Annotated in this window: 20 protein-coding genes, 1 pseudogene and 1 riboswitch; of the genes and pseudogenes, 13 read left to right on the top strand and 8 right to left on the bottom strand. The window is 61.6% G+C overall.

The genetic code is table 11. The features are described from left to right. Positions 1-1104, bottom strand: a 1104-nt coding sequence (locus EKA13_RS09535; protein ID WP_176717414.1) for a 1-acyl-sn-glycerol-3-phosphate acyltransferase, incomplete at its 3' end; no start/stop codon positions are given. A 121-nt stretch (positions 1105-1225) separates the two neighbouring features. Here EKA13_RS09535 and EKA13_RS09530 point away from each other — a divergent pair. The 3 genes from EKA13_RS09530 to EKA13_RS09520 are packed head-to-tail and all read left to right on the top strand — an operon-like array spanning position 1226 to position 2301. Next, positions 1226-1408 carry a CPXCG motif-containing cysteine-rich protein gene (locus tag EKA13_RS09530; RefSeq protein WP_065759153.1) on the top strand — a complete coding sequence of 61 codons (183 nt, stop codon included), beginning with the start codon at positions 1226-1228 and terminating at the stop codon, positions 1406-1408. After that, positions 1408-1668 carry a putative signal transducing protein gene (locus EKA13_RS09525; RefSeq protein ID WP_065759152.1) on the top strand — a complete coding sequence of 87 codons (261 nt, stop codon included), beginning with the start codon at positions 1408-1410 and terminating at the stop codon, positions 1666-1668. Before EKA13_RS09530 ends, EKA13_RS09525 begins: the two co-directional genes overlap by 1 nt. Positions 1669-1680: 12 nt before the next feature. Next, positions 1681-2301 carry an SOS response-associated peptidase gene (locus EKA13_RS09520; protein WP_065759151.1) on the top strand — a complete coding sequence of 207 codons (621 nt, stop codon included), beginning with the start codon at positions 1681-1683 and terminating at the stop codon, positions 2299-2301. A 54-nt stretch (positions 2302-2355) separates the two neighbouring features. Here the strand turns inward: EKA13_RS09520 and EKA13_RS28815 are convergent, their stop codons facing one another. Next, the gene (locus tag EKA13_RS28815; protein WP_425415169.1) at positions 2356-3099 is read right to left on the bottom strand and encodes a methyl-accepting chemotaxis protein; all 744 of its coding nucleotides are present in this window, start codon (positions 3097-3099) and stop codon (positions 2356-2358) included. 111 nt (positions 3100-3210) lie between these two features. Continuing rightward, a pseudogene (locus EKA13_RS28810) lies at positions 3211-3414 on the bottom strand (HAMP domain-containing protein); the annotation flags it as partial. Between the two features lie 1237 nt (positions 3415-4651). Here EKA13_RS28810 and EKA13_RS09510 point away from each other — a divergent pair. Continuing rightward, positions 4652-5470 (top strand): M48 family metallopeptidase, encoded by an 819-nt coding sequence (locus tag EKA13_RS09510; RefSeq protein ID WP_065759149.1) that lies wholly within the window; start codon positions 4652-4654, stop codon positions 5468-5470. A 78-nt stretch (positions 5471-5548) separates the two neighbouring features. Here EKA13_RS09510 and EKA13_RS09505 read toward each other — a convergent pair whose 3' ends face one another. From EKA13_RS09505 to EKA13_RS09485, 5 genes are all read right to left on the bottom strand, one after another. Beyond that, positions 5549-6136, bottom strand: coding sequence for a TMEM165/GDT1 family protein (locus EKA13_RS09505; protein WP_065759148.1), 588 nt, complete (start codon positions 6134-6136; stop codon positions 5549-5551). 87 nt (positions 6137-6223) lie between these two features. Further along, positions 6224-6344, bottom strand: a riboswitch (yybP-ykoY riboswitch). A gap of 37 nt (positions 6345-6381) precedes the next feature. Next, positions 6382-7380: a methyltransferase gene (locus EKA13_RS09500; RefSeq protein WP_065759147.1), complete on the bottom strand. Its 999-nt coding sequence runs from the start codon at positions 7378-7380 to the stop codon at positions 6382-6384. Between the two features lie 49 nt (positions 7381-7429). Next, complete coding sequence (locus EKA13_RS09495) at positions 7430-8395, bottom strand: 2-hydroxyacid dehydrogenase (protein ID WP_065759146.1); 966 nt, start codon at positions 8393-8395, stop codon at positions 7430-7432. Between the two features lie 107 nt (positions 8396-8502). Next, complete coding sequence (locus EKA13_RS09490; protein WP_065759145.1) at positions 8503-8904, bottom strand: MerR family transcriptional regulator; 402 nt, start codon at positions 8902-8904, stop codon at positions 8503-8505. A gap of 68 nt (positions 8905-8972) precedes the next feature. After that, complete coding sequence (locus EKA13_RS09485) at positions 8973-9548, bottom strand: NAD(P)H-dependent oxidoreductase (protein ID WP_065759144.1); 576 nt, start codon at positions 9546-9548, stop codon at positions 8973-8975. A 152-nt stretch (positions 9549-9700) separates the two neighbouring features. Here EKA13_RS09485 and EKA13_RS09480 point away from each other — a divergent pair, with 152 nt between their 5' ends. From EKA13_RS09480 to qhpG, 9 genes are all read left to right on the top strand, one after another. Further along, a complete protein-coding gene (locus tag EKA13_RS09480) occupies positions 9701-10330 on the top strand; it encodes a LysE family translocator (protein WP_065759143.1) in 630 nt (209 codons plus the stop codon). Positions 10331-10466: 136 nt separating this feature from the next. Further along, positions 10467-12149, top strand: a complete 1683-nt coding sequence (locus EKA13_RS09475) for a fatty acid--CoA ligase (protein ID WP_065759142.1) — start codon at positions 10467-10469, stop codon at positions 12147-12149. Between the two features lie 300 nt (positions 12150-12449). Further along, positions 12450-14324: a DUF1302 domain-containing protein gene (locus EKA13_RS09470; RefSeq protein ID WP_065759141.1), complete on the top strand. Its 1875-nt coding sequence runs from the start codon at positions 12450-12452 to the stop codon at positions 14322-14324. 27 nt (positions 14325-14351) lie between these two features. After that, positions 14352-15716, top strand: coding sequence for a DUF1329 domain-containing protein (locus EKA13_RS09465; RefSeq protein WP_065759140.1), 1365 nt, complete (start codon positions 14352-14354; stop codon positions 15714-15716). Between the two features lie 236 nt (positions 15717-15952). Next, positions 15953-18673, top strand: coding sequence for a winged helix-turn-helix domain-containing protein (locus EKA13_RS09460; protein WP_065759139.1), 2721 nt, complete (start codon positions 15953-15955; stop codon positions 18671-18673). Between the two features lie 123 nt (positions 18674-18796). Continuing rightward, a complete protein-coding gene (locus EKA13_RS09455) occupies positions 18797-20704 on the top strand; it encodes a sigma-54-dependent Fis family transcriptional regulator (RefSeq protein ID WP_065759138.1) in 1908 nt (635 codons plus the stop codon). Further along, positions 20701-22422 carry an ABC transporter ATP-binding protein gene (locus tag EKA13_RS09450; RefSeq protein WP_065759137.1) on the top strand — a complete coding sequence of 574 codons (1722 nt, stop codon included), beginning with the start codon at positions 20701-20703 and terminating at the stop codon, positions 22420-22422. Before EKA13_RS09455 ends, EKA13_RS09450 begins: the two co-directional genes overlap by 4 nt. Continuing rightward, complete coding sequence (gene qhpE / locus EKA13_RS09445; RefSeq protein ID WP_065759136.1) at positions 22412-23086, top strand: subtilisin-like serine protease QhpE; 675 nt, start codon at positions 22412-22414, stop codon at positions 23084-23086. Before EKA13_RS09450 ends, qhpE begins: the two co-directional genes overlap by 11 nt. Then, entirely contained in the window at positions 23083-24393 is a 1311-nt protein-coding gene (gene qhpG, locus EKA13_RS09440) for a flavin-dependent monooxygenase QhpG (RefSeq protein WP_065759135.1), read from the top strand. The genes qhpE and qhpG overlap by 4 nt, the downstream gene beginning before the upstream one ends. Position 24394 lies beyond the last annotated feature (1 nt).

Here is a 24394-nt window from a genome sequence, read left to right as displayed (position 1 = left end):
CAGATACGGCCGATGTTCGGCGGGGCAGGCGTCCAGTCGGCGCTGCCATTCGGCCTGCGCCTTGGCCAGTTCATCTGCCGCGAACAGCTCGGAGGCCTTTGGCACCTGCAGGCTCGGGTCGGCGTCGCTCCACTGGGCATAGGCCAGGTAGTGCGCCGGGAACAGGCGATAACCACCGAGAATCTGCCGGTCGATCGCCGCTGCCAACTGCTTGGTGTCTTCGTAAGCTTCGGTGATCGGCGCGGCGAAGTTGATGTGCACTCGGCCTTTGTAGCCGGTGATGCCCTGGGCAATGCTCAGGTCATCTTCACCTGGTGCCTTGGTGTAGCTGCCGGTGGTGGCGCGAATGTAAAGCTCGCGGGCCTTGGCCAGGTCGCAGGGGTCGTATTCGTAGCTGATCGACACCGGGCTCAGGTTCAGCGAGCGAATCACCTCACCGAATGGCTCGTCCTTGCGGCTCATGTGGAACATCTTGAGGATCGCCGAATCGGTGCGATCATCGCCATCTTTCGCCCGGCCTTCGGCCTGGGCAATCCAGATCGACTGGCCGTCGGTACGGATCGAATGGTTGATGTAGGCCGAAAGCAGTTGATAGGCCGCCAGTTTCTCACGGCGGCCGGTCAACGAACGGTGCACGATGAAACTCTTGTTCAGGCGCATCATGTCGCTGACAAATGGCTTCTGCAGCAGGTTGTCACCGATGGCGATGCGCGGGGTTGGCAGGCCGGCATGGTACACGGCGTAGTTGACGAAGGCCGGGTCCATCACGATATCGCGGTGATTGGCCAGAAACAGGTAGGCCGTACCGGACTTGAGCCCCTCGACGCCGGTGTAGGTCACGCCGTCGGTAGCCCGTTCTATAGTGTGATCGACGTAGAACTCGACCTTGTCCTGCAAGGTTGATACGCAGGTAACCCCGGCGAATTCATGGCGCAGGCGGCGGGCGATCAGGGGCTTGAGCAGCCAGCCGAACGCGCCAGCCATGCGCGGGAAGCGAAAGTGGGTGAGGATATCGAGGAAAGCCGGGTCGCTGAGCAGGCGTGCCAGAACGGCAGGGACCTCAGCGTCGTTGTACGGTCGGATGGCATCGAATTCGCCCATCATGCTCTCTTGTTGGAAACGGCTAGGGTAATAGTAAGGCCTGGGTCTGAAAAAACGGCTCAGACACGCAAAGGGCTTGTAAACAGACCGGTGATTATACGCACAAGTCACGCTGGAGGCCGCGATGCTGGAGACTGAGTTCCATGATTGTCCCTACTGCGGGGAGGAGTTTGAAGCGGTGCTCGATCTGTCGGGCGGCGATCAGGAGTATGTCGAGGACTGCCCCGTATGTTGTCGACCGATCGTGTTCATGCTGCAGGTTCACGATGGCGAGTGGATGCTCGATCTAAAACGTGAGGACGAGTGATGCAACGGATCTATGAGCCGGAGAATCTGCTTGAGGCTGAATTGCTCTTTGGCATGTTGGTCAGCGAAGGTATCGACGTGTACCTTGCGGGTCGCCACCTGCTGGGCGGTGTCGGCGAGCTTCCCATGCAGGGGTTGCTGGGGCTGACGGTGCCGGACGAGCAGGCAGAGCGCGCACGTCGGCTGATCGCCGAGTACAATGTTGCTCAACCCCTCGCGGGTGATGAACCGGAGAGCCTCCCCGGTATTCTGATTTGCTAGGTTGCCTGCCTCATGTGTGGACGTTACGCCCTGTTTCGCTGGTCTTCGGCCTTTGCCGCCTTGCCTGGCTTTCCCGCCGACCAGCAGGCGCAGTGGAACATTTCGCCCGGTGCGTCGGTGCTGATACAGCGCCGTGTCGACGGTAACCTGGAGCTTGCCAGGGCGCGTTGGGGGCTGACGCCGGCCTGGCTGACCGACCTGTCGCGCACACCGGCTCATGCGCGCGCCGAAACCCTGGCAGAGCAGCCAATGTTCCGCGACGCCTTCCGTTTGCGCCGTTGTCTGATGCCGGCCAACGGCTTTTACGAATGGCGCGGTTCAGTGCGCAAGCGGCCTTACTGGTTGACGCCGGGGGAAGGAGCTTCGCTATTCTTTGCGGCTGTCTGGGAAGCCTATCCGGTGCAGGAGCAGGTGTGGTTGAGCACGGCAGTGGTAACCCAGGCTGCGATGAGCCAGCGTCGGCCGCTCATTCTGGACGAGGCTGGCCAGGCTGCCTGGCTGAACCCCGAAACGCCGCTGGCCGAGCTGCATAGCCTGCTGGCCAGCCCTGCCGCGGCACTGCGTGAACGGGTGCTGGCGAACCTGGTCAATGACCCCAAGCTCAATGCACCGGAGTGCCTGACGCCGGCGTAAGGCCGGCGCTAAAGCAGCACAGGCCCTCTGCGCAGGTGCCTGGTCGTCTGAGGCTCAGACCTTGAACTGGTTGATCAGCCGCCGCTGCTGTTCAGCCAGTTTGGTCAGTTCGGCGCTGGCGTTGCTGGACTCGTCCGCACCACCGGCGACCTCGTTGGCCACCTGGCCGATGTTGATTACGTTGCGGTTGATGTCTTCGGCCACCGCACTTTGTTCTTCCGCCGCGCTGGCGATCTGGTTGTTCATGTCGTTGATCACCGAAACGGCCTGGGTGATGCTCTCCAGCGCTTCGGCTGCCTTGGCTGCCTGTTGCACGCTGTCGTCGGTCTTGCCCTGGCTGTCTTCCATGACCTTGACGACATCGCGGGTGCCTTGCTGCAACTGCTGAATCATCTGCTGGATTTCTTCGGTGGCCTTCTGGGTTTTCTGTGCCAGGTTGCGTACTTCGTCGGCGACCACCGCAAAGCCGCGACCTTGCTCACCTGCACGGGCGGCTTCGATGGCTGCGTTCAGGGCCAGCAGGTTGGTCTGCTCGGCGATGGCGCGGATCGCCACCAGAATGGCGTTGATGTTCTCGCTATCGCGGGCCAGGTTTTGCACGACCCCCACCGCACGGCCTATTTCATTGGCCAGTGCGCTGATCGAGTTGGAGGTGCTGCGCACGATCTGCAGGCCTTCGTTGGCGGCCTGGTCGGCGCTGCTGGCGGCTTGGGCTGCATGGGTTGCGTTACGGGCCACGTCCTGCGCCGTGGCGGTCATTTCATGTACTGCCGTGGCTACCAGGTCGATTTCGGCCATTTGCTTGTGCACACCCTGGTTGGTGCGAATGGCGATATCGGCGGTGTGTTCAGAGGAGTCGCTGACTTTCTGTACCGAGCTGACCACCTGAGTGATCATTGCCTGCAGTTTACTCAGAAAGGTGTTGAAGCCTTTGGCAATGGCGCCGAGTTCGTCGCTGCGATCACTGGTCAGTCGCCAGGTCAGGTCACCTTCACCCTGAGCGATGTCGTTGAGCATGGCCACCATCTGCCGCAAGGGTCGTGCGATACCGTGGGCCAGCAGCCAGATCACCAACAGGCCGAGTGCGGCGATAGTCAGGCCGACCAGGGTCATTCCGGTGATATCAGTGGCTCGTTGTGCACTCAAGTCGCTCTGCAGCTTATCCAGCTCGGCCATCACCGCGCTGATTGGCAATTGCAGCATCAGGGTCCAGCGAGCGTCGGTATTGCCGATGCGAAACGGCAAGAACAGCTCGATCTGGCCGTTGCTACGGTCAATCTCGTAACGCAGGTTATCGCCGGTCAGGCTATTCAATGCCTGAGCTTTATTGGCGCCAAGCACATCGCTGGCTTTTTCGCCGAACTTGCTTTCGTCCTTGGTGTAGGCCACCAGGCGTCCGTTGCTGGACACCAGCGCGAGTTCACCGGCGCCATTGTAGAGTTGGCTGTCGGCGGCCTTGAGCATGTCCTGAATGAAGTTCACCGACAGGTCGGCACCCGCAATGCCCTGGAACTGACCGTCTACCATGATGGGCTCGATGAACGAGGCAAGCATGACCACCTTGTCACCCACCTTGTAGGGTGCCGGGTCGATGACACAGGCCTTTTTCGAGTCTTTCGAGCACAGGTAGTACTCGCTGGCGCGCACGCCCGTGGCTAGTTGTGTCGGGTCGTCGACATCGGCCAGTTTATCCACGCCCAGGCTACCGTCGTCGTTGCGGAACCACCAGGGCAGGAAGCGTCCGGTGGCGCTGTCGATGCCGATGATCGAGGTGCCGACGAAGCGCGCATCGTCGTGGTCCAGCGCGTTGGGCTCCCAGCCGAGATAGCTACCGAGGATCAGTGGGTTGCTTGCTACGGTCTGCTTGACCATGGCGATCAGTTGTTCACGCTCGATGTTCAGCAGAGGCTTACCCGTAGCGTCCTTCATGCCCAGCATGGCGTTGCTGGTCGCCAGGCTGCGGGCGATCAGCAGCGGCGCTTCGAGGCCGCGCTGAATCTGGCTGACCTGGGTGCTCGCCAGCGCCGTCAGGCGTTGCTCAATGACGGTTTCGAACTGCTGCTGGGTGCGGCTTTGTACCAGCGTCTGAGTCCGTGCGCCGGAAAACACGGCGTACAGCACCAGTGCGGCAACGATGCTCAACACGATGGCGCCAGCAAGGGCTGCCACGGAAAACTGGATCGACTTGAACTTCATCAGGGGCTCCGAGCACACGTAATGGCGTCTGCACAGCGTTATCGGCCCGAAGTGTGAAAAGCATGAGTGCCGTTCGCGAAATGTTCGCGAACGGCAATAGCGTAGTTATCCTAGTCGGCCTAGGATACGCAGCGTGTTTGAATGGAGTGTTTTCATGCGTAAGTTATTTGTAATGGGTGCCTTGAGTGCCAGCGTCCTGCTCAGTGGTTGCCAGGCAATCAATACCACCAGCGGCGGAGCGGTCGGTGTCGAGCGCAAGCAGTACATGTTCAGCATGCTCTCGACCGATGAAGTCAATCAGATGTACGCCCAGTCTTACCAGCAAACGCTCGGCGAAGCGTCGAGCCAAGGCGTGCTCGACAAGACCAGCAGCAATGCGCGCCGCGTTCAGGCCATCGCTGATCGCCTGATTGCCCAGGCACCACAGTTCCGTCCCGATGCTGCGCAGTGGAAGTGGGAAGTCAACCTGATCCAGAGTGACGAGCTCAACGCCAACTGCGGGCCTGGCGGCAAGATCATTTTCTACAGCGGCCTGATCGACAAGCTGAAACTCAGCGACGATGAAATTGCTGCGGTCATGGGCCATGAAATCGCTCACGCCCTGCGTGAACATGGACGTGAAGCCATGTCCAAGGCGTATGGCATTGAAATGGCCAAACAAGGTGCCGGCGCATTGCTCGGCCTGGGCCAGGACAGCATGGCGCTGGCCGATACCGTGGTGCAGTACAGCCTGACACTGCCCAATAGCCGCGACAATGAAAACGAAGCTGACCTGATTGGCCTGGAGCTGGCCGCGCGAGCCGGTTACAACCCGAATGCCGCGATCACCTTGTGGAACAAGATGAACCAGGCGTCGGGTGGCGCATCGCAGCCTGAGTTCATGAGTACTCACCCGGCCTCCAGCAGCCGGATTGCTGCGCTGCAAGCGGCCATCCCGAAAGTGATGCCGCTGTACCAGCAAGCCAAGCGATAACGCCATACCCCTTGCAAGCAATGAAAACCGCGCCTCCTGATTGAGGCGCGGCTCCATCCTCGATAACAGGCGCTTGTGTCAGCTTATCCAGCCGCTGACTTGCATCGCCGAGTACACCGCTACTGCGGCCAGCACGAAGAAGGCTGCGGCTGCCAGGCGACGGATCAGCGTCAGTGGCAGTTTTTCGGCCGCAAAGTTGCCTGCCAGTACCACGGGCACGTTGGCAATCAGCATCCCCAGGGTCGTCCCTAGAATGACCAGGATCAGGTGAGGGTACTGGGCGGCCAGCATCACTGTGGCCACTTGGGTCTTGTCACCGATCTCGGCAATGAAGAATGCAATCAGCGTGGTCAGGAACGGGCCGAAGCGTCGTGCCGTGCTGCCTTCGTCATCGTCCATCTTGTCTGGAACCAGGGTCCACAGGGCAGTGGCGGCAAAGCAGGCGGCGAGGATCCAGTGCAAGGTCACGGCGGAGAAGAAACTGCTGACCCATGCACCCACCGCACCCGCAGCGGCGTGGTTGGCCAGGGTTGCGGCGATGATACCGGCAATGATTGGCCAGGGTTTGCGGAAGCGAGCCGCAAGGATGAGCGCGAGCAGTTGGGTCTTGTCGCCAATTTCGGCGAGCGCGACGATTGCGGTTGGGACTAGCAATGATTCCAGCATCAGGATTCCTACGGGGGCGGGTCGACACGGCTATGACACGTACGACCTCCCCGCCCCGGGTAAGGTGTGCGTGTCATAGGTCTTGTCAAACCCTGGGCTCGCTTTGCGGGCCGTGGGTCGCACGCGCCATGGTCTGTGGACCAAGTATGTTGACGCGTACCGGGCGAGCAGGGCGCTCGCGGGAGACTACTCCCCTAGGACGGAGCGGATTCTGCCTAGGCCAAGCCGATTCGGCAAGTGCTGTTTTAACTGCGGGTTGCCTGGTAGATCCGAAAGCCCTGCGCTTCGATGCGCAGCTGGCAGTTACCCAGCGCAGCCTCGATCAGCGGTTGATAGCGCAGGAAGTTGTTGGCGACCAAGCGCAGTTCTCCACCTTTTTTCAGGTGTTTGGCTGATTTTTGCAGCAGGTTCTCCGATGTCTGGTAGTGAGTGTGCACCCCGGTATGGAACGGCGGATTGCTCAGGATCAGGTCCAGATTGTCGGGGGCGGCGTCGATACCGTCACCACAGATGACCTCACCTTCCAGGCCGTTGGCGGCCAGGGTCAGGCGGCTGCTCTCGACGGCGAAGGCATCCACGTCGAGCAGGGTCACCTGGCTCTGTGGATAACGGCGTTTGACTACTGCGCCGAGCACGCCGGCACCGCAACCGAAGTCCAGCACATGGCCGATCGGTAGCTGCTCCAGGTGTTCGAGCAGCAGTGCGCTGCCGTGGTCGAGCCGGCCATGGCTGAACACGCCCGGCAGGCTGACCACGGTCAATGGGCCTTCGGCCAGCGGCAATTCGAAACGTTGAGCCAGGCTGTGCAGGTTTGGCGCTTCAGGCACGTTATCGACGGTCACCTGCCACAGTTGGCAATGGCGAGCACTGTCGAGTTTGCGCGGTTTGCCGAAGGCCTGCAGTTGCTTGGCCGCGCCCTCGATGCCGCCGCGTTTTTCCCCCACCAGGTACAACTCGCGGCCCGCCAGGCGTGAGGCCAGCGCGTTGAGCAGGTAACTGGCCAATTCACGGGACTTGGGCAGAAACAGCACCGCCGCCTCGAATGGCTGGGGCGTGACCTCTACTCCAAAATGGCTGCGGCCGCTGAAGCGCGCCTGCAGCGCAGCCTGATCGCCAGCATGCCAGCTCCAGCCGTGGGCCGCAGGCAGTTGGCCGAGCAGGTCGTCGGCGGGCAAGCCGGCCAGCAACAGCGAACCCTGAAACAAGTCGGCCTGTCGAAGCAACACTTCACTGCGCGGGTCCATGGACGGCGGCTCCTTAAAAAAGGGACGGAGTTTACCAGAAGCCTGGGTGTCAGCTGACAACCCGGCGTGGCTGGCCGGCAAAAAACGCCTGGGCGTTTTCGTGCAACTGCTCGACGATGCGCTGCCGCGCCTCGCGAGCACCCCAGGCGCTGTGTGGCGTGACGATCAGGCGCGGGACATCGGTGGCCAGCAATGGGTTGCCGTTAACGGGGGGCTCGACGCTCAACACATCCGTCGCAGCACCACCGAGATGACCCGAGCGCAATGCATCGGCCAGCGCCTGTTCGTCGATCAGCCCGCCACGGGCCGTGTTGACCACGAATGCACCGGGCCTGAGCAAGGCCAGTTCACGGGCGCCGATCAGGTTGCGGGTGTTGTCAGTGAGTGGGCAGTGCAGAGTCAGAGCATGCACCTGTGGCAACAGTTCATCCAGCGGCAGGCGGTCTTCACGGGGTGGGCGTCCTGGCAGTTGGCCAAACAGCACGCGCATACCGAAGGCTTCGGCCAGGCGCGCCACCGCTCCACCCAATTCGCCATGCCCGAGCATGCCCAGTGTCTTGCCTTCCAGTTCGACAATCGGGAAATCCAGCAGGCAGAACTGTTTCGCCTGCGCCCAGCGACCCGCGGCGACAGCCTGCTGGTAGTCCGTCAGGCGTGTGGCCAGGGCCAGCAACAGGGCCAGCGTGTGCTGGGCCACCGAGGGCGTGCCATAGCCCTGGCAGTTGCTGACGACAATGCCTTGGGCCCGGGCGGCATTCAGGTCGACATTATTGGTGCCGGTGGCGGCTACCAGGATCAGCTTCAAGTCCGGGCAGGCGGCCAGTGTGGCGGCATCCAGCACGACTTTGTTGCTGATGGCCACTGTGGCTCCTCGCAGGCGTTCAACAACCTGGTCCGCTGTGCTGGAAGGATACAGCTGCAACTCGGCGAAACCTTCACGCAGCGTACCGAGGTCAAGGTCGCCCAGATCGAGGGAGCTGTGGTCGAGGAAAACAGCGCGGTGAGGGGTATTCATCGAGGAAGGATTCCAGGTCGGCAAGGAGGTTTGGAAACACGGGCAGTGTGGCTACTTGAGGATCTTAGCGCTCCCCAGCCGCCCAGGAAACGTAGGGCTTTCGTATTTCAGCTCATCGCGGGTCGCGCCTCTTCCAGGCGGCTCAGCTCGAAGCTGCATTGCGCACGGGCGTCCTGAACGCTGGCTTCAAATTCGACCAGGCCATCATGCAGGCTTTGCAGCGTGTCGATCTGGGCGCGCAATTCGTGCTTTTTGTCGGCGATTGCCTGCTGGGCCAGGTCCCAGGGAATTTTATCGCCACGGTAATCCTGGAAAATCGCCTGCATTTCCTTGAGCTTGAAGCCCAGTTGCTGAGCGCATTTGATGAACGACAGCAGTTCGACACTCTGCTGGTTGTAGATCCGGTACTTGCCTTCGCGCACGGGCTCGGGCAGCAAACCGATCTTTTCATAGTGGCGGATGCATTTGACGGTGGTGCCTGAAAGCTGGGCTGCTTTGCCGATGTACATCGATAGTCCCTTCGTTCCTTGAAAAGTGGCAACGCACATGCCAACTCCCCGGCGCAGCCGTGCAGGCCTTAGCGACCGGCGAGGGTTCTGGTCTGGGCCAGCCAGGTTTCGCGCTGTGCCGGTGTCGAGCCAAGCATCGGCCCGAACGTCAGGGTACGGGTCGGCTTGATGCCGCAGAACGCCAACGTGGTCTTGCGTATCTGGTGCAGGCCGGGCATGCGGTAGATCCAGCGGTAATACCACGGTGGCGTGTCCATCGTCACCAGCAGATGGGCCGTTCGTCCCTTGAGCAGCTTGTCCGGAAAAGCGGAGTCGCTGCGGTATTTGAAGGCGAACCCGGGCAGGAAGACCCGGTCGAAGAAGCCCTTGAGCAAGGCTGGAATGCCGCCCCACCAGATCGGGTAAACGAAGGTCAGGTGATCCGCCCAGAGAATCTGCTTCTGTGCCTCCAACAGGTCGGGCTCAAGTGCCTGGATCTCCTTGTAACCCTCATGCAGGACCGGATCGAAATCCAGTGCCGGGAGGTTCAGCAGGCGAACCTCGTGGCCTGCTTCGGTGGCGGCTTTGACATAGGTGTCGGTCAGCGCGGCACAAAAGCTGTCGGATGAGGGGTGGCCAAGAACGACCAGAATACGTTTGCTCATGGTGACTCCAACGACAGGATGAAGTCGATGAGGGTAGAGTCTGCCCCTAACGGTAGAGTCAAGCAAAAAATCGTTGGTAACTGTGTCTGTTGCTCGAGGTATCGACTGGTCTAAGGTAGGCACCTTACTTAAATCCGTGACAAGGAGTCCCCATGTATTGGGCTGAGTTTCTCACCGTTGCCCTGATTCACTTGCTGGCAGTCGCCAGCCCCGGCCCGGACTTCGCAGTCGTGGTTCGTGAAAGCGTGACCCATGGTCGACGTGCGGGTACCTGGACTGCATTTGGCGTGGGAACAGCGATCTTCCTGCATGTGGGCTATTCGCTGCTGGGCATCGGGCTGATCGTGTCGCAGTCGATCATGCTGTTCAATGCGCTGAAGTGGCTGGCGGCGGCGTACCTCTTGTACATCGGCTTCAAGGCCTTGCGTGCCAGCCCCGCCAAGCCTGGTAGCGATGAGGTGCAGGCTGCAACGGTAGAGCGCACCCCGCGCGGTGCCTTTGTCGCCGGTTTCATGACCAACGGCCTGAACCCGAAAGCCACCTTGTTCTTCCTGTCGCTGTTCACGGTCGTCATCAACCCGCATACCCCCCTGCTGGTACAGGCAGGTTATGGTGTGTACCTGGCACTGGCCACTGGCCTGTGGTTCTGCCTGGTGGCGATGTTGTTCAGCCAACAGCGGGTGCGTGCCGGTTTTGCCCGCATGGGTCACTGGTTCGACCGTGCCATGGGAGCTGTACTGGTGGCGCTGGGTATCAAGATCGCGTTTACCGAGATGCATTGATCGATGCCGTTTCCAGTAGGCCGCTGATCCCGGCGTCGTTCAAATCATTCCTTTGGCTGATTTGGACGGCGCAGCGGCGTTCTAAAGTGAAGGTCTGTTTTGACCCAGACCATGCACTTCAGAAAAGGGACACTTCATGTTGCAGACTCGCGTCATTGCCCCTGCCGAGGGCGCTTATGAGTACCCGTTGCTGATCAAGCGCTTGCTGATGTCTGGCGGCCGCTACGAGAAAACCCGCGAGATCGTTTACCGCGACCAGCTGCGCTACAGCTACCTCACCCTGAATGAGCGTATTGCAAGGTTGGCCAACGTATTGACCGAGGCTGGGGTCAAGGCGGGCGACACGGTGGCGGTGATGGACTGGGACAGCCACCGTTACCTGGAGTGCATGTTTGCCATTCCGATGATTGGTGCGGTGGTGCACACCATCAATGTGCGCCTGTCGCCGGAACAGATTCTCTACACGATGAATCACGCCGAAGACCGTTTCGTGCTGGTCAACAGTGATTTTGTCGGCCTTTATCAGGCTATTGCCGGTCACCTGACCACCGTTGAAAAGACGCTGCTGTTGACCGATGGCGAGTCAAAAACCGCCGAGTTGCCAAACCTGATCGGTGAGTACGAACAGCTGCTGGCTGCGGCCAGCCCGCGTTACGACTTCCCGGATTTCGATGAAAACTCGGTGGCAACGACGTTCTATACCACCGGCACGACCGGCAACCCGAAAGGGGTGTACTTCACGCACCGGCAACTGGTGCTGCACACCTTGGGTGCAGCGGCTGTGACCGGCAGCATCGACAGCGTCCGCCTGCTCGGCAGCAACGATGTGTACATGCCGATCACCCCGATGTTTCACGTGCATGCCTGGGGTATCCCTTATGTGGCGACCATGCTCGGCATCAAGCAGGTCTACCCTGGGCGTTACGACCCGGAGCTGCTGGTGGAACTGTGGCGCAAGGAAAAGGTCACGTTCTCCCATTGCGTGCCGACCATCCTGCAGATGCTGCTCAACGCCAAGGGCGCGCAGGCCGAGGACTTTGCCGGCTGGAAGATCATCATCGGCGGCAGCGCCCTGAACCGTGCGCTATATGAGGCGGCCAAGGCCCGCGGTATCCAGCTCACGGCGGCTTATGGCATGTCGGAAACCTGCCCGCTGGTTTCCTGCGCTCACTTGAACGATGAGTTGCTCGCGGGCAACGAGGATGAGCGCATCACTTACCGGATCAAGGCCGGTGTACCGGTACCCCTGGTAGAGGCGGCGATCATCGACAGTGACGGCAACTTCCTGCCTGCTGACGGTGAGTCCCAGGGCGAGTTGGTGCTGCGAGCCCCTTGGCTGACCATGGGGTATTTCCGTGAGGAGCAGAAGGGCGCCGAGCTCTGGCACGGCGGCTGGTTGCATACCGGCGACGTGGCCACGCTGGACAGCATGGGCGTGATCGACATTCGCGACCGGATCAAGGATGTGATCAAGACCGGCGGCGAGTGGGTGTCGTCCCTGGAGCTCGAGGACCTGATCAGCCGTCATTCTGCGGTGCGTGAGGTCGCGGTGGTCGGTATCGCCGATCCGCAGTGGGGGGAGCGGCCGTTCGCATTGTTGGTGGTGCGCGAGGGGCACAGCATTGACGCCAGGGGCCTCAAGGAGCACCTGAAACCGTTCGTGGAATTGGGCCATATCAACAAGTGGGCTATCCCCACTCAGATCGCCCTTGTTACCGAAATTCCCAAGACCAGTGTTGGCAAGCTCGACAAGAAGCGTATCCGCCTCGATGTCATGCAATGGCAGGCCAGTAACAGCACCTTTCTTTCCACGCTCTGAGCCCCCGGGGTTCGCGCCGGTCGCGGTGCGAACCCCGAGCCAGACACCTCGCGACTTGTAAAAAGGTAATTTTCAGCCATGCTTGGCGCCGCTCAGGCAGGGGCATGCCCATTAGGGCCATGCCTGCCTGCTTGTACACAGCAAATCACACTTTAGAGGGATCAAGCCCTGGTACCTGCTGGCTATAGTCGGCCCAGGGGATTTTTAGAAACGGGGGGACGTGCAATTGAGCATGCATTCCATTGCGCCGTTTTTAGAAGGACTCACTGCCATAACAATAAAGAACATGGAGTAGCGTCGATGACATCTGCACATCTGTTTTGGCGTCGGGCAAAACTGCCTTTGGCCGTCAGCCTCGCTTCTACGCTCGCTGGCCCAGCATTCGGCGTCAGTTTCAACATCGGTGAAATCGAAGGCCAGTTCGATTCGTCGCTGTCCGTTGGGGCTAGCTGGTCGACAGCCAAGCCGAACGAGAACCTGATCGGCGTCAACAACGGCGGCAAGGGGCTTTCGCAGACTTCTGACGATGGCCACCTGAACTTCAAGCGCGGTGAGACCTTCTCGAAGATCTTCAAGGGCATCCATGACCTGGAGTTGAAGTACGGCGATACCGGCGTATTCGTGCGCGGCAAGTACTGGTACGACTTCGAGCTCAAGGATGAACACCGCGAGTTCAAGGACATCAGCGACTCCAACCGCAAGGAAGGCGCACAGTCTTCTGGCGGGCAGATTCTTGATGCCTTCGTGTACCACAACTATTCCATCGCCGATCAACCCGGTTCGGTACGCCTGGGCAAGCAGGTGGTGAGCTGGGGAGAGAGTACTTTTATCGGTAACGGCATCAACTCGATCAACCCGATTGATGTGGCGGCTTTCCGTCGGCCAGGCGCCGAGGTGAAGGAGGGCCTGATCCCGGTCAACATGTTCTATGTTTCCCAGAGCCTGACCGACAACCTGTCTGCCGAAGCGTTCTACCAGATCGAGTGGGACCAGACCGTAGTGGACAACTGCGGCACCTTCTTCTCGCAGCCGGACATCATCGCGGATGGTTGCTCGAACAACCTGCGCCTGCTGAACAGCAGCCGTAGCGTTCCAGGAGCGTTCCTGCCGTTTCTCGCTGCCAACGGCGTCGATATCAACGAGGAAGGTGTTCTGGTGCGCCGCAGTGCCGACCGTGATGCGCGTGACAGCGGTCAGTTCGGGGTGGCGTTCCGCTACATGTTCGAACCGCTGGATACCGAATTCGGCGCGTACTTCATGAACTACCACAGCCGCGCGCCAATTTTCAGCGCTACCGGCGCAGACCCGGCTGTGTATACGGGGGTTGCTGGTAACCCGCTGGCGCCGCTGATTGTCGCGGGCAATTCCAGTTATTTTGTCGAGTACCCCGAGGACATTCGTCTATACGGGCTGAGCTTCTCGACCACCTTGCCTACTGGCACGGCCTGGAGTGGTGAAATCAGCTACCGGCCAAACGCTCCGGTGCAACTCAATACCACCGATATCCTGTACTCCGCTGTGGTTCCACTGGGTGGCCGATACACCAACGCCTCCCTGCTGACCGGCGTGCCGGGCGAGGACCAGCACGGCTACCGTCGCAAGGAAGTCACCCAGTTCCAGACCACCCTGACCCATTTCTTCGATCAGGTCATGGGGGCCAGCCGCCTGACTGTTGTCGGTGAGTTGGGTGTTACCCATGTGGGTGGCCTGGAGGACTCCAGCAAACTCCGTTATGGCCGTGACCCGGTCTACGGCCCTGGCCCACTGCCAGCTACCGGAGGGTTGAATACCTGCTCGGCAATTCTCAACACCGGCACAATCAACGGTGCGGGCCCAGGTGCTTCAACCGCCAACCTCAGCCGCAATTGCGAAGATGACGGTTTCACCACCAGCACCTCCTGGGGTTACCGCGCACGGGCCATCTGGGATTACAACGACGTCTTTGCCGGGGTCAACCTCAAGCCGAACATCGCCTGGTCCCATGACGTTTCCGGCTACTCCCCAGGCCCTGGCGGCAACTTCGAGGAAGGCCGTAAAGCCGTCAGCCTGGGCCTGGATGCCGAGTACCAGAACACCTACACCACCAGCCTGTCGTACACCAACTTCTTTGATGGCAAGTACACCACGGTGGACGACCGCGACTTCATCGCCCTCAGTTTCGGCGTGAACTTTTAAGCGCACTGATTCAGGAAGAGCACAACTATGAAAACAACCAAGAGTCTGCTGCAAGCCGGTGTGCTGGGCCTGACCCTGCTGGCCAGCAGTGTCATGGCAGCCGTTCCCGCCAGCGAAGCTGCCAAGCTCGGCGCCAGCCTGACACCGATGGGGGCTGAAAAGGGCCCTAACGCCAATGGTTCGATCCCGGCCTGGAGCCCGTTGCCGAAAACCGCCGGCTCGGTGGATGCCAAAGGGTTCCTCGCCGACCCTTACGGTAACGAGAAGCCGCTGTTCACCATCACGGCGCAGAACGTCGATCAGTACAAAGACAAGCTGGCGCCGGGCCAGGTTGCGATGTTCAAGCGCTACCCTGACACCTATACGATTCCGGTCTACCCAACGCACCGTGGTTCTACTGTTCCCGACGAGGTGTTTGCGGCGATCAAGGAAAACGCCACCGCCACCAAGCTGGTGCAGGGCGGTAACGGCCTTGAGAACTTCAAGACAGCCATTCCGTTCCCGATTCCACAGAGTGGTGTCGAGGTCATCTGGAACCACATCACCCGTTATCGCGGCGGCAGCGTGACCCGTCTGGTGACCCAGGCCACCCCTCAGGCCAACGGTTCGTACAGCCTGGTGTACTTCCAGGACCAGTTCGTTTTCCGCGACAAGATGAAGGATTACGACCCGAACAACCCGGGCAACATCCTCTTCTACTTCAAGCAGAAAGTGACGGCGCCAGCGCGTTTGGCCGGTGGTGTGCTGCTGGTTCACGAAACCCTCGACCAGGTCAAGGAACCGCGCCTGGCGTGGGTCTACAACGCCGGTCAGCGTCGTGTGCGGCGTGCCCCGCAAGTGTCCTATGACGGCCCGGGTACGGCGGCGGATGGCTTGCGTACCTCCGACAACCTGGACATGTACAACGGCGCGCCGGATCGCTACGACTGGAAGCTTGAAGGCAAGAAGGAGATGTACATCGCCTCCAACAGCTACAAGCTCGACTCGCCGAACCTGAAGTACGCGGACATCCTCAAGGCCGGCCACATCAACCAGGACCTGACCCGTTATGAGCTGCGCCGTGTCTGGCATGTGGTGGCAACCCTCAAGCCTGGTCAGCGTCATATCTATGCCAAACGTGACTTCTACATTGACGAAGACACCTGGCAGGCAGCAGTAATCGACCACTACGACGGTCGCGGCCAGCTGTGGCGTGTGGCGGAAGCCCATTCCCAGGACTACTACAACGTTCAGGTGCCGTGGTACACCCTCGAGACGATCTACGACCTGCAGTCCGGTCGTTACCTGGCGCTGGGCATGAAGAACGAAGAGAAGAAAGCCTACGACTTCGGCTTCACGGCCAACACCAGTGACTTCACCCCTGCAGCGCTTCGCCAGGACGGCGTGCGCTAACGCTGTAACCTCCGTGTGATCCCCAGAACGCCCCGGCTTGCCGGGGCGTTTCTGTTTGCGCCGGTCGCCTGTCTGGCAATCCGTCGGTGGCTGATGCGATGTGCGTGCGGGGCGCTGACTTTTTTTGTTGTAGTCTTTTTTGGGTAATACGCGGCAATTGTCTTCAAATGTGCAGGTTAAGCCGTTAGTCTGCCCTGATCCGTTCTGCCGACAATCCAAACCAAAACGAGCCGGTCATGACTGATCTGTCCCGCACGCAAGGATTTTCCAGCCTGGCCGTCAGCGCCCTGGAGGGACGTTTCTATCGTCCGCCATTGCCCGACGCTCATGTGCCGCGCCCGAGGCTGTGCCAGCGTTTGCAGGCCGGATTGGGTGGGCGCCTGTTGTTGGTCAGTGCGCCGGCCGGTTTCGGTAAAAGCTCGCTTGCGGTGGAGTTCTGTCAGGGCCTGCCAGCGCACTGGCAAAGCCTGTGGTTGAGCCTGAACCGACGCGACAGCGACCCGGGGCGTTTCCTTGAACGCCTGCTTGAAGGGCTTCAGCATTACTGCCCGGCTCTGGGCGCCCAGGCCTTGGGCTTGTTGAAAATGCGCCAGCGGCATCAGCCATTCGCTTTCGAGGAGTGGCTCGACGGCCTGCTGGATGACCTCAGCCGGCATTTGCAGCCCAACAACCCGCTGTTGGTGGTGCTGGACGATTACCACCTGGCACAGGGGCCGGTGCTCGACCGTTGCCTGCAGTTCTTTCTCAACCATCTGCCGCCGGGGCTGGTGCTATTGGTCACCAGCCGTCAGCGCCCTGACTGGCACCTGGCGCGGCTGCGTTTATCGCGCCAGTTGTGTGAGCTCAACGAACAAGACCTGCGCCTGACGCCGGATGAATCCCATGCGGTGCTCGTACAGCACCCTACAGCCCTGCGTGGTCAGGCCCTGGACAACCTGATCCAGCGCAGCGACGGCTGGGTCGCCGGCCTGCGATTCTGGCTGCTGGCAGCCAGCGAATCCGGTACCGACAACGCCTTGCCCCAAGCCCTGCATGGCGGGGAGGGGTTGATTCGTGATTACCTGCTTGAGGAGGTGATCGACTGCCTGCCCAGTGAGGTCCAGGCGTTCCTCTACGACACGGCCTGTCAGGAGCGGTTCTGCAGTGAACTCTGCGATGCCCTGCGCGAGAGCCATGACAGCGCCGACATTCTGCGTTTTCTGCAGGCGCATCAGGTGTTCCTGGTGCCGCTGGACGAAAACGGTCGTTGGTTCCGTTACCACCACCTGTTTTCCGACCTGCTGCGTAGTCGGCAAACCAGTTTGCCGCTGTCGAGCCTGCATCTGCGCGCCTGTCGCTGGTTCCACAGTCAGGGATTGCTCGATGAGGCTGTCGAGCAGGCGCTGCGTGCCGGGCATCTGGACGTAGCCGCCAACCTGGTGCAGAACCTCTCGGAAGAGCAACTGTTGGCCGAACAGAACGTTGGCATGCTGCTGCGCTGGAAGATGGACTTGCCCGACAGCCTGCTGGTCAGTACGCCACGGCTGATCGTGCTGTACAGCTGGGCGCTGGGGTTGGCCTGCCAGCTGGATGCCGCCGAAGAGTTGGCCAGTCACCTGAGCCGCTTTCTGCCGGCGCCGTCCGCCACGGCTCAAAAGTCGATGCTGGCTCAGTGGCTGGCCTTGAGTGGGGTGATCGCCCGGGGGCGTGGTGATCGCGCGCGCACCTTGGCCTACTGCACCGAGGCCCTGCGCAGCCTGCCGCAGAAGCGCTACGGGCAGCGGCTGGTGTGTTTGTCGACCTTGTCCAACCTGGCGATTGCCGATGGTGATTTCTGGCGTGCACGTGGCTGGAACCGTGAGGCCCTGGAGTTGGCCCAGCGGGTGGGCAACCCGTTATTCGAGGCCTTGGCCCATTACGACCGGGCGCGCGTGCTGCATGCCCGTGGCGAAATACTCCGGGCGCAGGATGAAGTGCGCCAGGGGCTGCAGCGCCTGCAAGGGCTTTCGGCCCAGCGGCTGTACGCGGCGCGCGCCCGCTTGACCCTGTATGAAGGGTATCTGCTGGCCGCGCGTCTGCAGCCCCAGGCGGGTCGCAGCCGCTTGCGCGCGGGAGTGGTCGAGGCGCGGGCGTGTCGGGACATCAGCGTGTTGATCGGTCATTGCATGATCGCCACGCTCGATGGTCGTGAAGGACGCTTTACCGAGGCGTATGCCGAGCTCGCCGAAGCCGAACGGCTGATGCATATCTGGGACGTGCCACCGATTTTCTATCTGGCAATGATCACCTTGGTCAAATGTGAGCTGTGGTTGGCGCAAGGGCGCATCGACCTGGCTGACGCCTGGTTGCAGCGCCTGGGGCAGACCTATGGCGGCAAACTGGCCGCCGCTGCACCAGAGTTTCACCCGCTGTTGCCGTTGCATATCGAGCTGCAGCAAGCACGTTTGGAGCGCGTACAGGGGCGCAACGAGCAGGCCGAGCAGCGCTTGCTTGCCTTGAATGAGCGGGGGCAGGCCAACGGTGGGCAACTGCTGTGTGTCATGGCGTTGTGTCAGCTAGTGGCCTTGAAGCTGGCCGGCGGTCGCGAGAGCGAAGCCCGCAGCCTGCTGGTGCAAAGCCTGGACGCGGCGAAGGGCGGTACCCTGCAACCTTTCCAGATCCTGCTGAACGAACAACCGGGCTGGCTGCGCGAGCAACTGCTTGGGCAACCTGTCGGGCCGGTTCGAACCAGTTTGCTGGCCTTGTTGCCGGTGCCTGAAAGCGACACGTCAGGGGCGCCCAGCGAGGCACTGAGTGCGCGGGAGCTGGCAGTACTGGAGCTGATCGCCCAGGGTTGCTCGAACCAGGAAATCAGTGAGCGTCTGTTCATCTCCCTGCACACGGTGAAAACCCACGCCAGCCATATCAACAGCAAGCTTGGCGTGGAGCGACGCACCCAGGCGGTGGCGCGCGCCAAGGCGTTGGGCCTGTTGAACTAGCGATAAACGATGCTTGGTGATTGCAGCAAGCTTTACGTTAACGTAAAAGAGCAGGAGTGGTGTCCTCGCCGTTTCCTTGGCGTGGGACTTGCTTGAATCGGACAATCCGATCCGGAGCAGCTCATGAACAGAATAAAAACAACAACTGAAGTTCCGCCGTTCGATGCTCGCCTTGCGCGTGAGCGGCTGTCGCTGGAAGGGCAATTGCCCGACGGTATTCTGCGTGCCGAAATCGATGCGTCCTGGCGCCGTAGCCTGGGCCATGGGGTGCCGCTGAACAGCCGTCACGACTTCGACTTGAGTTCGTCGGCCAACCTCGACCTGCTGCTGGCCAGCAACCGCGTGTTGTTGGATGCAGCCACTGCCGAAATCGATTACCTGCGTGCGCGCCAGGGCAAGGACAGTGTGATCATCCTGGCCAACGCCGACGCCACCATCCTGACCATCGAAGGCCAGGCTGACGCCCTGAAGCACGCAGGCCTCGGCGACATCAGGCCGGGCACGTGCTGGAGTGAATCGGCACGTGGCACCAACGCTCTGGGTACCGCACTGGTTGAGGCGCGTACGGTGCAGATCGATTGTGGCGAACACTACCTGGAGCGGCTCAGTGATTTTTCCTGCACCTCGGTGCCGATCCATTGCCCGCAGGGCGACCTGCTGGGTGTCCTCGACCTGACCCGCCAAGGGCCGTTGGGTCGGGTGCAGGATCGCACCGCGCTGCTGGCGCTGGCAGTCAGTCAGATTGAAGGCCGTTTGTTCAACACCAGCTACCCGGACCAGGTGGTACTGGCATTTCACAGCCGCCGACAGTTTCTTGATTCGCCCTGGCAGGGGCTGGTTGCCCTTGGGCTTGACGGGCAGATCCTCGCCGTCAGTAATCAGGCCTGCCAACTGCTGGGTGTGGCCCGTCCCCAGTTGGTCGGTCAACAGTGTGAAAGCCTGCTGGGCATGCGTTTGGAACAATGGTTGGCGCGCCTGCAATTGGGGCGCGTCGACGCCATCGAGACCGCCAAGGGCGCATTTTTCTACAAGACCCTGCAAGTGCCGCTGCGAGCGGTGAGCGTGCCTGTCACGCCCCGGCGCAGTCCTCGCCCGAACATGGAACATCCTGACCTGCAAAGCCTGGGTGCGGGCAATAGCCGCTACGCCCGCGCCCTGCGCATGGCCCGCCAAGGGCTGGTCGGTGAGTTGCCGGTAGTGCTGTTGGGGGAGACCGGTAGCGGTAAGGAAGTGGTGGCGCGTGCGTTGCACCTGGCCAGCCCACGGGCAGCGAAACCCTTTGTCGCGGTCAACTGCGCGGCGATTCCCGAGGGCCTGATCGAGTCTGAACTGTTTGGCTACCGTGAGGGCGCCTTTACCGGTTCCCGGCGTGGCGGTGTGGTCGGGCGCTTGCAGCAGGCCCATGGCGGCACACTGTTCCTCGACGAAATCGGTGATATGCCACTGGCCTTGCAGGCTCGTCTGTTACGGGTGCTGCAGGAGCGCAAGGTGGCGCCGTTGGGGGCCGCCGAAGAACAGGACCTGGATGTTGCGTTGATCTGCGCTACTCACCGCGACCTGAAGCGTCAGGTCGAAGAACGCCACTTCCGCGAAGACCTGTACTACCGCATTAATGGTATCAGCGTGCAACTGCCGCCCCTGCGTGAGCGGGAAGACCTCATGGCGCTGGTTGCCAGCCTGTTGGAAAAGCTCGGCGGCAAAGGGGCGTACCTGTCCGATGAATTGTCGGCGCTGTTCATCGGTTACCACTGGCCGGGCAACATCCGCCAACTGGAAATGACCGTGCGCACCTTGCTGGCCATGCGCGAGGAGGGTGAGCTTGAACTGGGCCTTGAACACCTGCCGGACAACCTGCTCGAAACCTTGCGGGGCACCCAAGCGGCTCAGGCCAGTGGGCGGATACGGGACAACGAATTGACCCTGATTCGTCAGGCGCTGGAGCGCCATCATGGCAATGTGTCGGCGGCCGCCCAAGACCTGGGCATCAGCCGTGCCACGCTCTACCGCAAGTTCAAGCAGTTGCAGTCATGATGCGCTGGCTTGCCCGTTTGATCGATCACAAGGACCCCGAAGCCTTGCAGCAGTCCCTGCGCTGGTTGTACGGCTTCGTTCGGCCGCAGCGCATGGCGATTGCCGGGCTGTTGGGGTTGTCCTTGTGTGCCACGCTGCTGGTGCTGGTGCAGCCGTGGCTGACCAAACTCTTGATCGATGATGGCCTGCTGGCGCGTAATTTCCCGGCCCTGGCCACCATTGCTGGCGTGATGGTCGTGGCCGGTATCCTCGGCACGCTGCTGTCGGGGCTCAACCGCTACCTGCACACGCGGCTGTCCGGGCGCATTCTGTTTGCCCTGCGCGATGAAATCTATCGCCACCTTCAGGGCTTGTCGCCGACCTTCTACGGCCAGCGGCGGATTGGTGACTTGATGTCGCGGCTCGACGGTGACGTGGCCGAGATCCAGCGCTTTGCCGTCGACTCGCTGTTCTCGGCCGTGTCCAGCGTGATCGGCTTGGTCTGTGCGCTGGGCATGCTGCTGGCGTTGTCATGGAAGCTGTCGTTGCTGGCGTTGGTGTTGATCCCGCTGGACGTGCTCTGGCTGCGCTGGATGCGGCGCAAGGTCGAGCGAGAGGTGCGCCAGTTGCGCGAGCGTTCGGCGGATGTGTCTTCGTTTCTGGTCGAGACTCTGCCCGCGATGAAGTTCATTCAGTCTGCTGGCCAGCAGCAGCGTGAAGCGCGGCGCCTTGATGGGCTCGGCCAAGGCTACATGCAGCAGTTGCTGCGTTTGCAGGTCACTGAGTTTTTCACCCAAGCCGTACCCGGTACCCTGACTTCGCTGTCGCGCGCCTGCGCCTTTCTGGTGGGCGGCTATTGGGTGGTGCAGGGTACCTGGCAACTGGGTGCACTGATTGCCTTTTCGACCTACCTGGGCATGGCCGTGGGGCCTGTGCAGAGCTTGCTCGGCTTGTACGTGGCGATGCAGCGCATGAGCGTCAGCCTTGGGCGGGTGATGGAGCTGCGCGGTGAGGTGCCGAACGTGGTCAACCCGGCATCACCCCGTGCGATGCCGAGCACGTCCGACTTGCAGTTCGAGGGGGTGTGCTTCGCCCACCCCGGTCGGCCGCCGTTGTTACGTGAGGTACAGGCGTCGATTCCTCAAGGCTGCAAAGTGGCATTGAGTGGTATTTCCGGCGCAGGTAAATCGACCCTGATCGACCTGCTGCAGCGTTTTTACGATCCCCAGGCCGGGCGAATCGTGCTGGGCGGCTGCGACCTGCGTGAGCTGGACCTGTTCGAGCTGCGCCGCCGGGTCGCGGTGGTCAGCCAGGACATTGTGCTGTTTCGCGGCAGCCTGGCCGACAATCTCGCCTACAGCGTGCCGGATGCCAGTCGTGAAGCCATTGCCGAGGTTGCACGTCTGGCGCAACTGGACAGCCTGATCGCCAGCTTGCCCGAAGGCCTCGACAGCCCCTTGGGCGAGCGCGGCCAGCAGTTGTCGGGTGGGCAGAAGCAGCGTATCGCGATTGCCCGGGCCTTGCTTCAGGACCCACTGATTCTGGTGTTGGACGAAGCCACCTCGGCGGTCGATGAAGCGACTGAGCGTGAGGTGATCGGCGCAATTGATCAGCTGTTCCGTGGGCGTACGCGGATTTTGATCAGTCACCGTTCTTCGACCCTGGCCGATGCCGATCTGCGCCTGGAATTGTTTGACGGTCAGTTATCCACAACTGGAGCCGTGAGCCATGAAGCCTGAGGTGCGTATTGGCGTGGTCGACAGTGGCCATGACCTCAGCGAGCAGCCGCCTGTGGCTGCCCGCCGGTTTGCCCTGGCGCACGCCGGTTTGCTTGAACACGAAGCCGAAGCAGATGCATTGGGCCATGGCAGCGCGGTATCTGCGGCCATTCTTGAGCGGGCTGGCGAGGCGCGTTTGTACGTGGCGCAGGTGTTCGATGGCCGTGGGGTGACCAGTGCCTTGCAGGTTGCCGCTGCCATTGAGTGGCTGCTTGCCTGCCAGGTGCGGGTGATCAACCTGAGCCTGGGGCTGCGCGAAGATCGCCCCGCACTGCGCCAGGCCTGCGCCTTGGCGGTGGAGGCCGGCATCCTGCTGTGTGCTTCGAGCCCGGCGCAAGGTTCACCGGTGTACCCAGCAGCCTACCCAGGGGTGTTGCGGGTGACCGGCGATGCCCGTTGCCTGCCGCAGCAGTGGAGCTGGCTGGGCAGCGCCCAGGCCGATGTGGGGGCTTGTGTGCGCAGTGCCGATGGCCGGCTGTCCGGGGCTAGCCTGGGGTGTGCGGCCCTGACCGGGCATCTCGCAGCATTCTTGCAGCAGCACCCGGATGCCAGCAATCAAGGGATCCGTGACTGGCTGCATGAGCAGGCACACTATCACGGTCCTGAACGGCGGCTGGCACCATGAGCCGGGTACTGGTGCTTGGCGCCGGGCCGGCGGGTGCTGCCGTCGCTCTGGGCTTGCGGCGGCTCGGCCATGACGTGTGCGTGGTCAGTGAGTGGCGCCGTTTTGCGGCCCTTGAGGGCGTTTCACCGCGTGTACTCGAAGGCCTGCGTGGGGCGGGGTTGTTGCGTGCCCTGGCCGCTGCCAGCGAGCCTTCGCAGCGGCAGGTGCAATGGAACGGGCAGAGCACGGCACAGAACCTGGAATACCTGCTCGACCGACCGCGCTTTGATCAAGGCCTGCGCGATGATCTGCACGCGGCGGGAGTAGCGCTGATCGAAGGGCGGGTGCTGAGTGTCGAGCGTGACGCTGGTCAGATGGGCGTCACGCTTGAAGGTGCGGCGCCCGTGTTTGCTGATTTTCTGGTGGAGGCCCGTGGTCGACAGGCACCGCAGGCGAGCAAGGCGTCGTCGGGCAGGGCCTGGCGCGGGCCGGAAACCCTGAGCCTGTTGAACCGCTGGCAAGGGCGACCAGGCCCGAATGCCAGCGCGGTGCAGAGTTTTGCCGATGGTTGGGCGTGGATGGCACGCCAAGCGGATGGTCGTTGCTACTGGCAACTGACCCTCGACGTTGCCAGCACTCAACTGCCGGACAAGGCCGCGCTGCTGGACTACTGCCGTGCACGGCGTCAGCAATCGGAAATGGTCTGTCGCTTTTTCGGTGCCGACGAGGAACACGACCTGCACCTGCATGCCCGCAGCAGCACAGCCATTCTCAGCCGGCAGACCGGCGCAGAGGGCTGGCTGCGTGTTGGCGATGCGGCGATGGCCGTCGATCCCTTGTCGGGCAACGGTATCTTTCAATCGCTGTCGTCGGCATTGCAGGCGCCAGCGGTGATCAACACGCTGCTGCAACGGCCTGAACGTGCGGCGTTGGCGTTGCAGTTTCACCAGCAACGGGTCGAGCACCTGTTCTGGCGCTTTGCCCGTAATGGGCGAGACTTCTACGCTCAGGAGCAACAATGGCCTGATGCGCCGTTCTGGCAGGCTCGCAGTTGCTGGCCCGACCAGGCGCCCGCACACCAGGAGGCAGACTTTGCTGCCTTGCAGGTGCAGGCCGGCCCGGTGCTTCGGGATGGCTGGGTGGATGAAGTGGAGCTGGTGGTGAGCCCTGATCAGCCAATGGGGATCTGGCATGTACAGGGCGTGGCGGTGGCGCCGTTGGTGAAGCGCCTGAAGCACGAACCGGCCGAGCAGGTGCTGGCCGGTCTGGAGCCTGAGCAGGCGCGGATGATCCGCAGCTGGTTGCTCAGTCAGGGCTATCGCCCCTGAG

The sequence above is a fragment of the Pseudomonas defluvii genome (assembly GCF_001695625.1).
Taxonomy (GTDB): Bacteria; Pseudomonadota; Gammaproteobacteria; order Pseudomonadales; family Pseudomonadaceae; genus Aquipseudomonas; species Aquipseudomonas defluvii.
The sequence above is the reverse complement of the archived record's forward strand: the minus strand, read 5'-3'. Positions and strand labels throughout refer to the sequence as shown.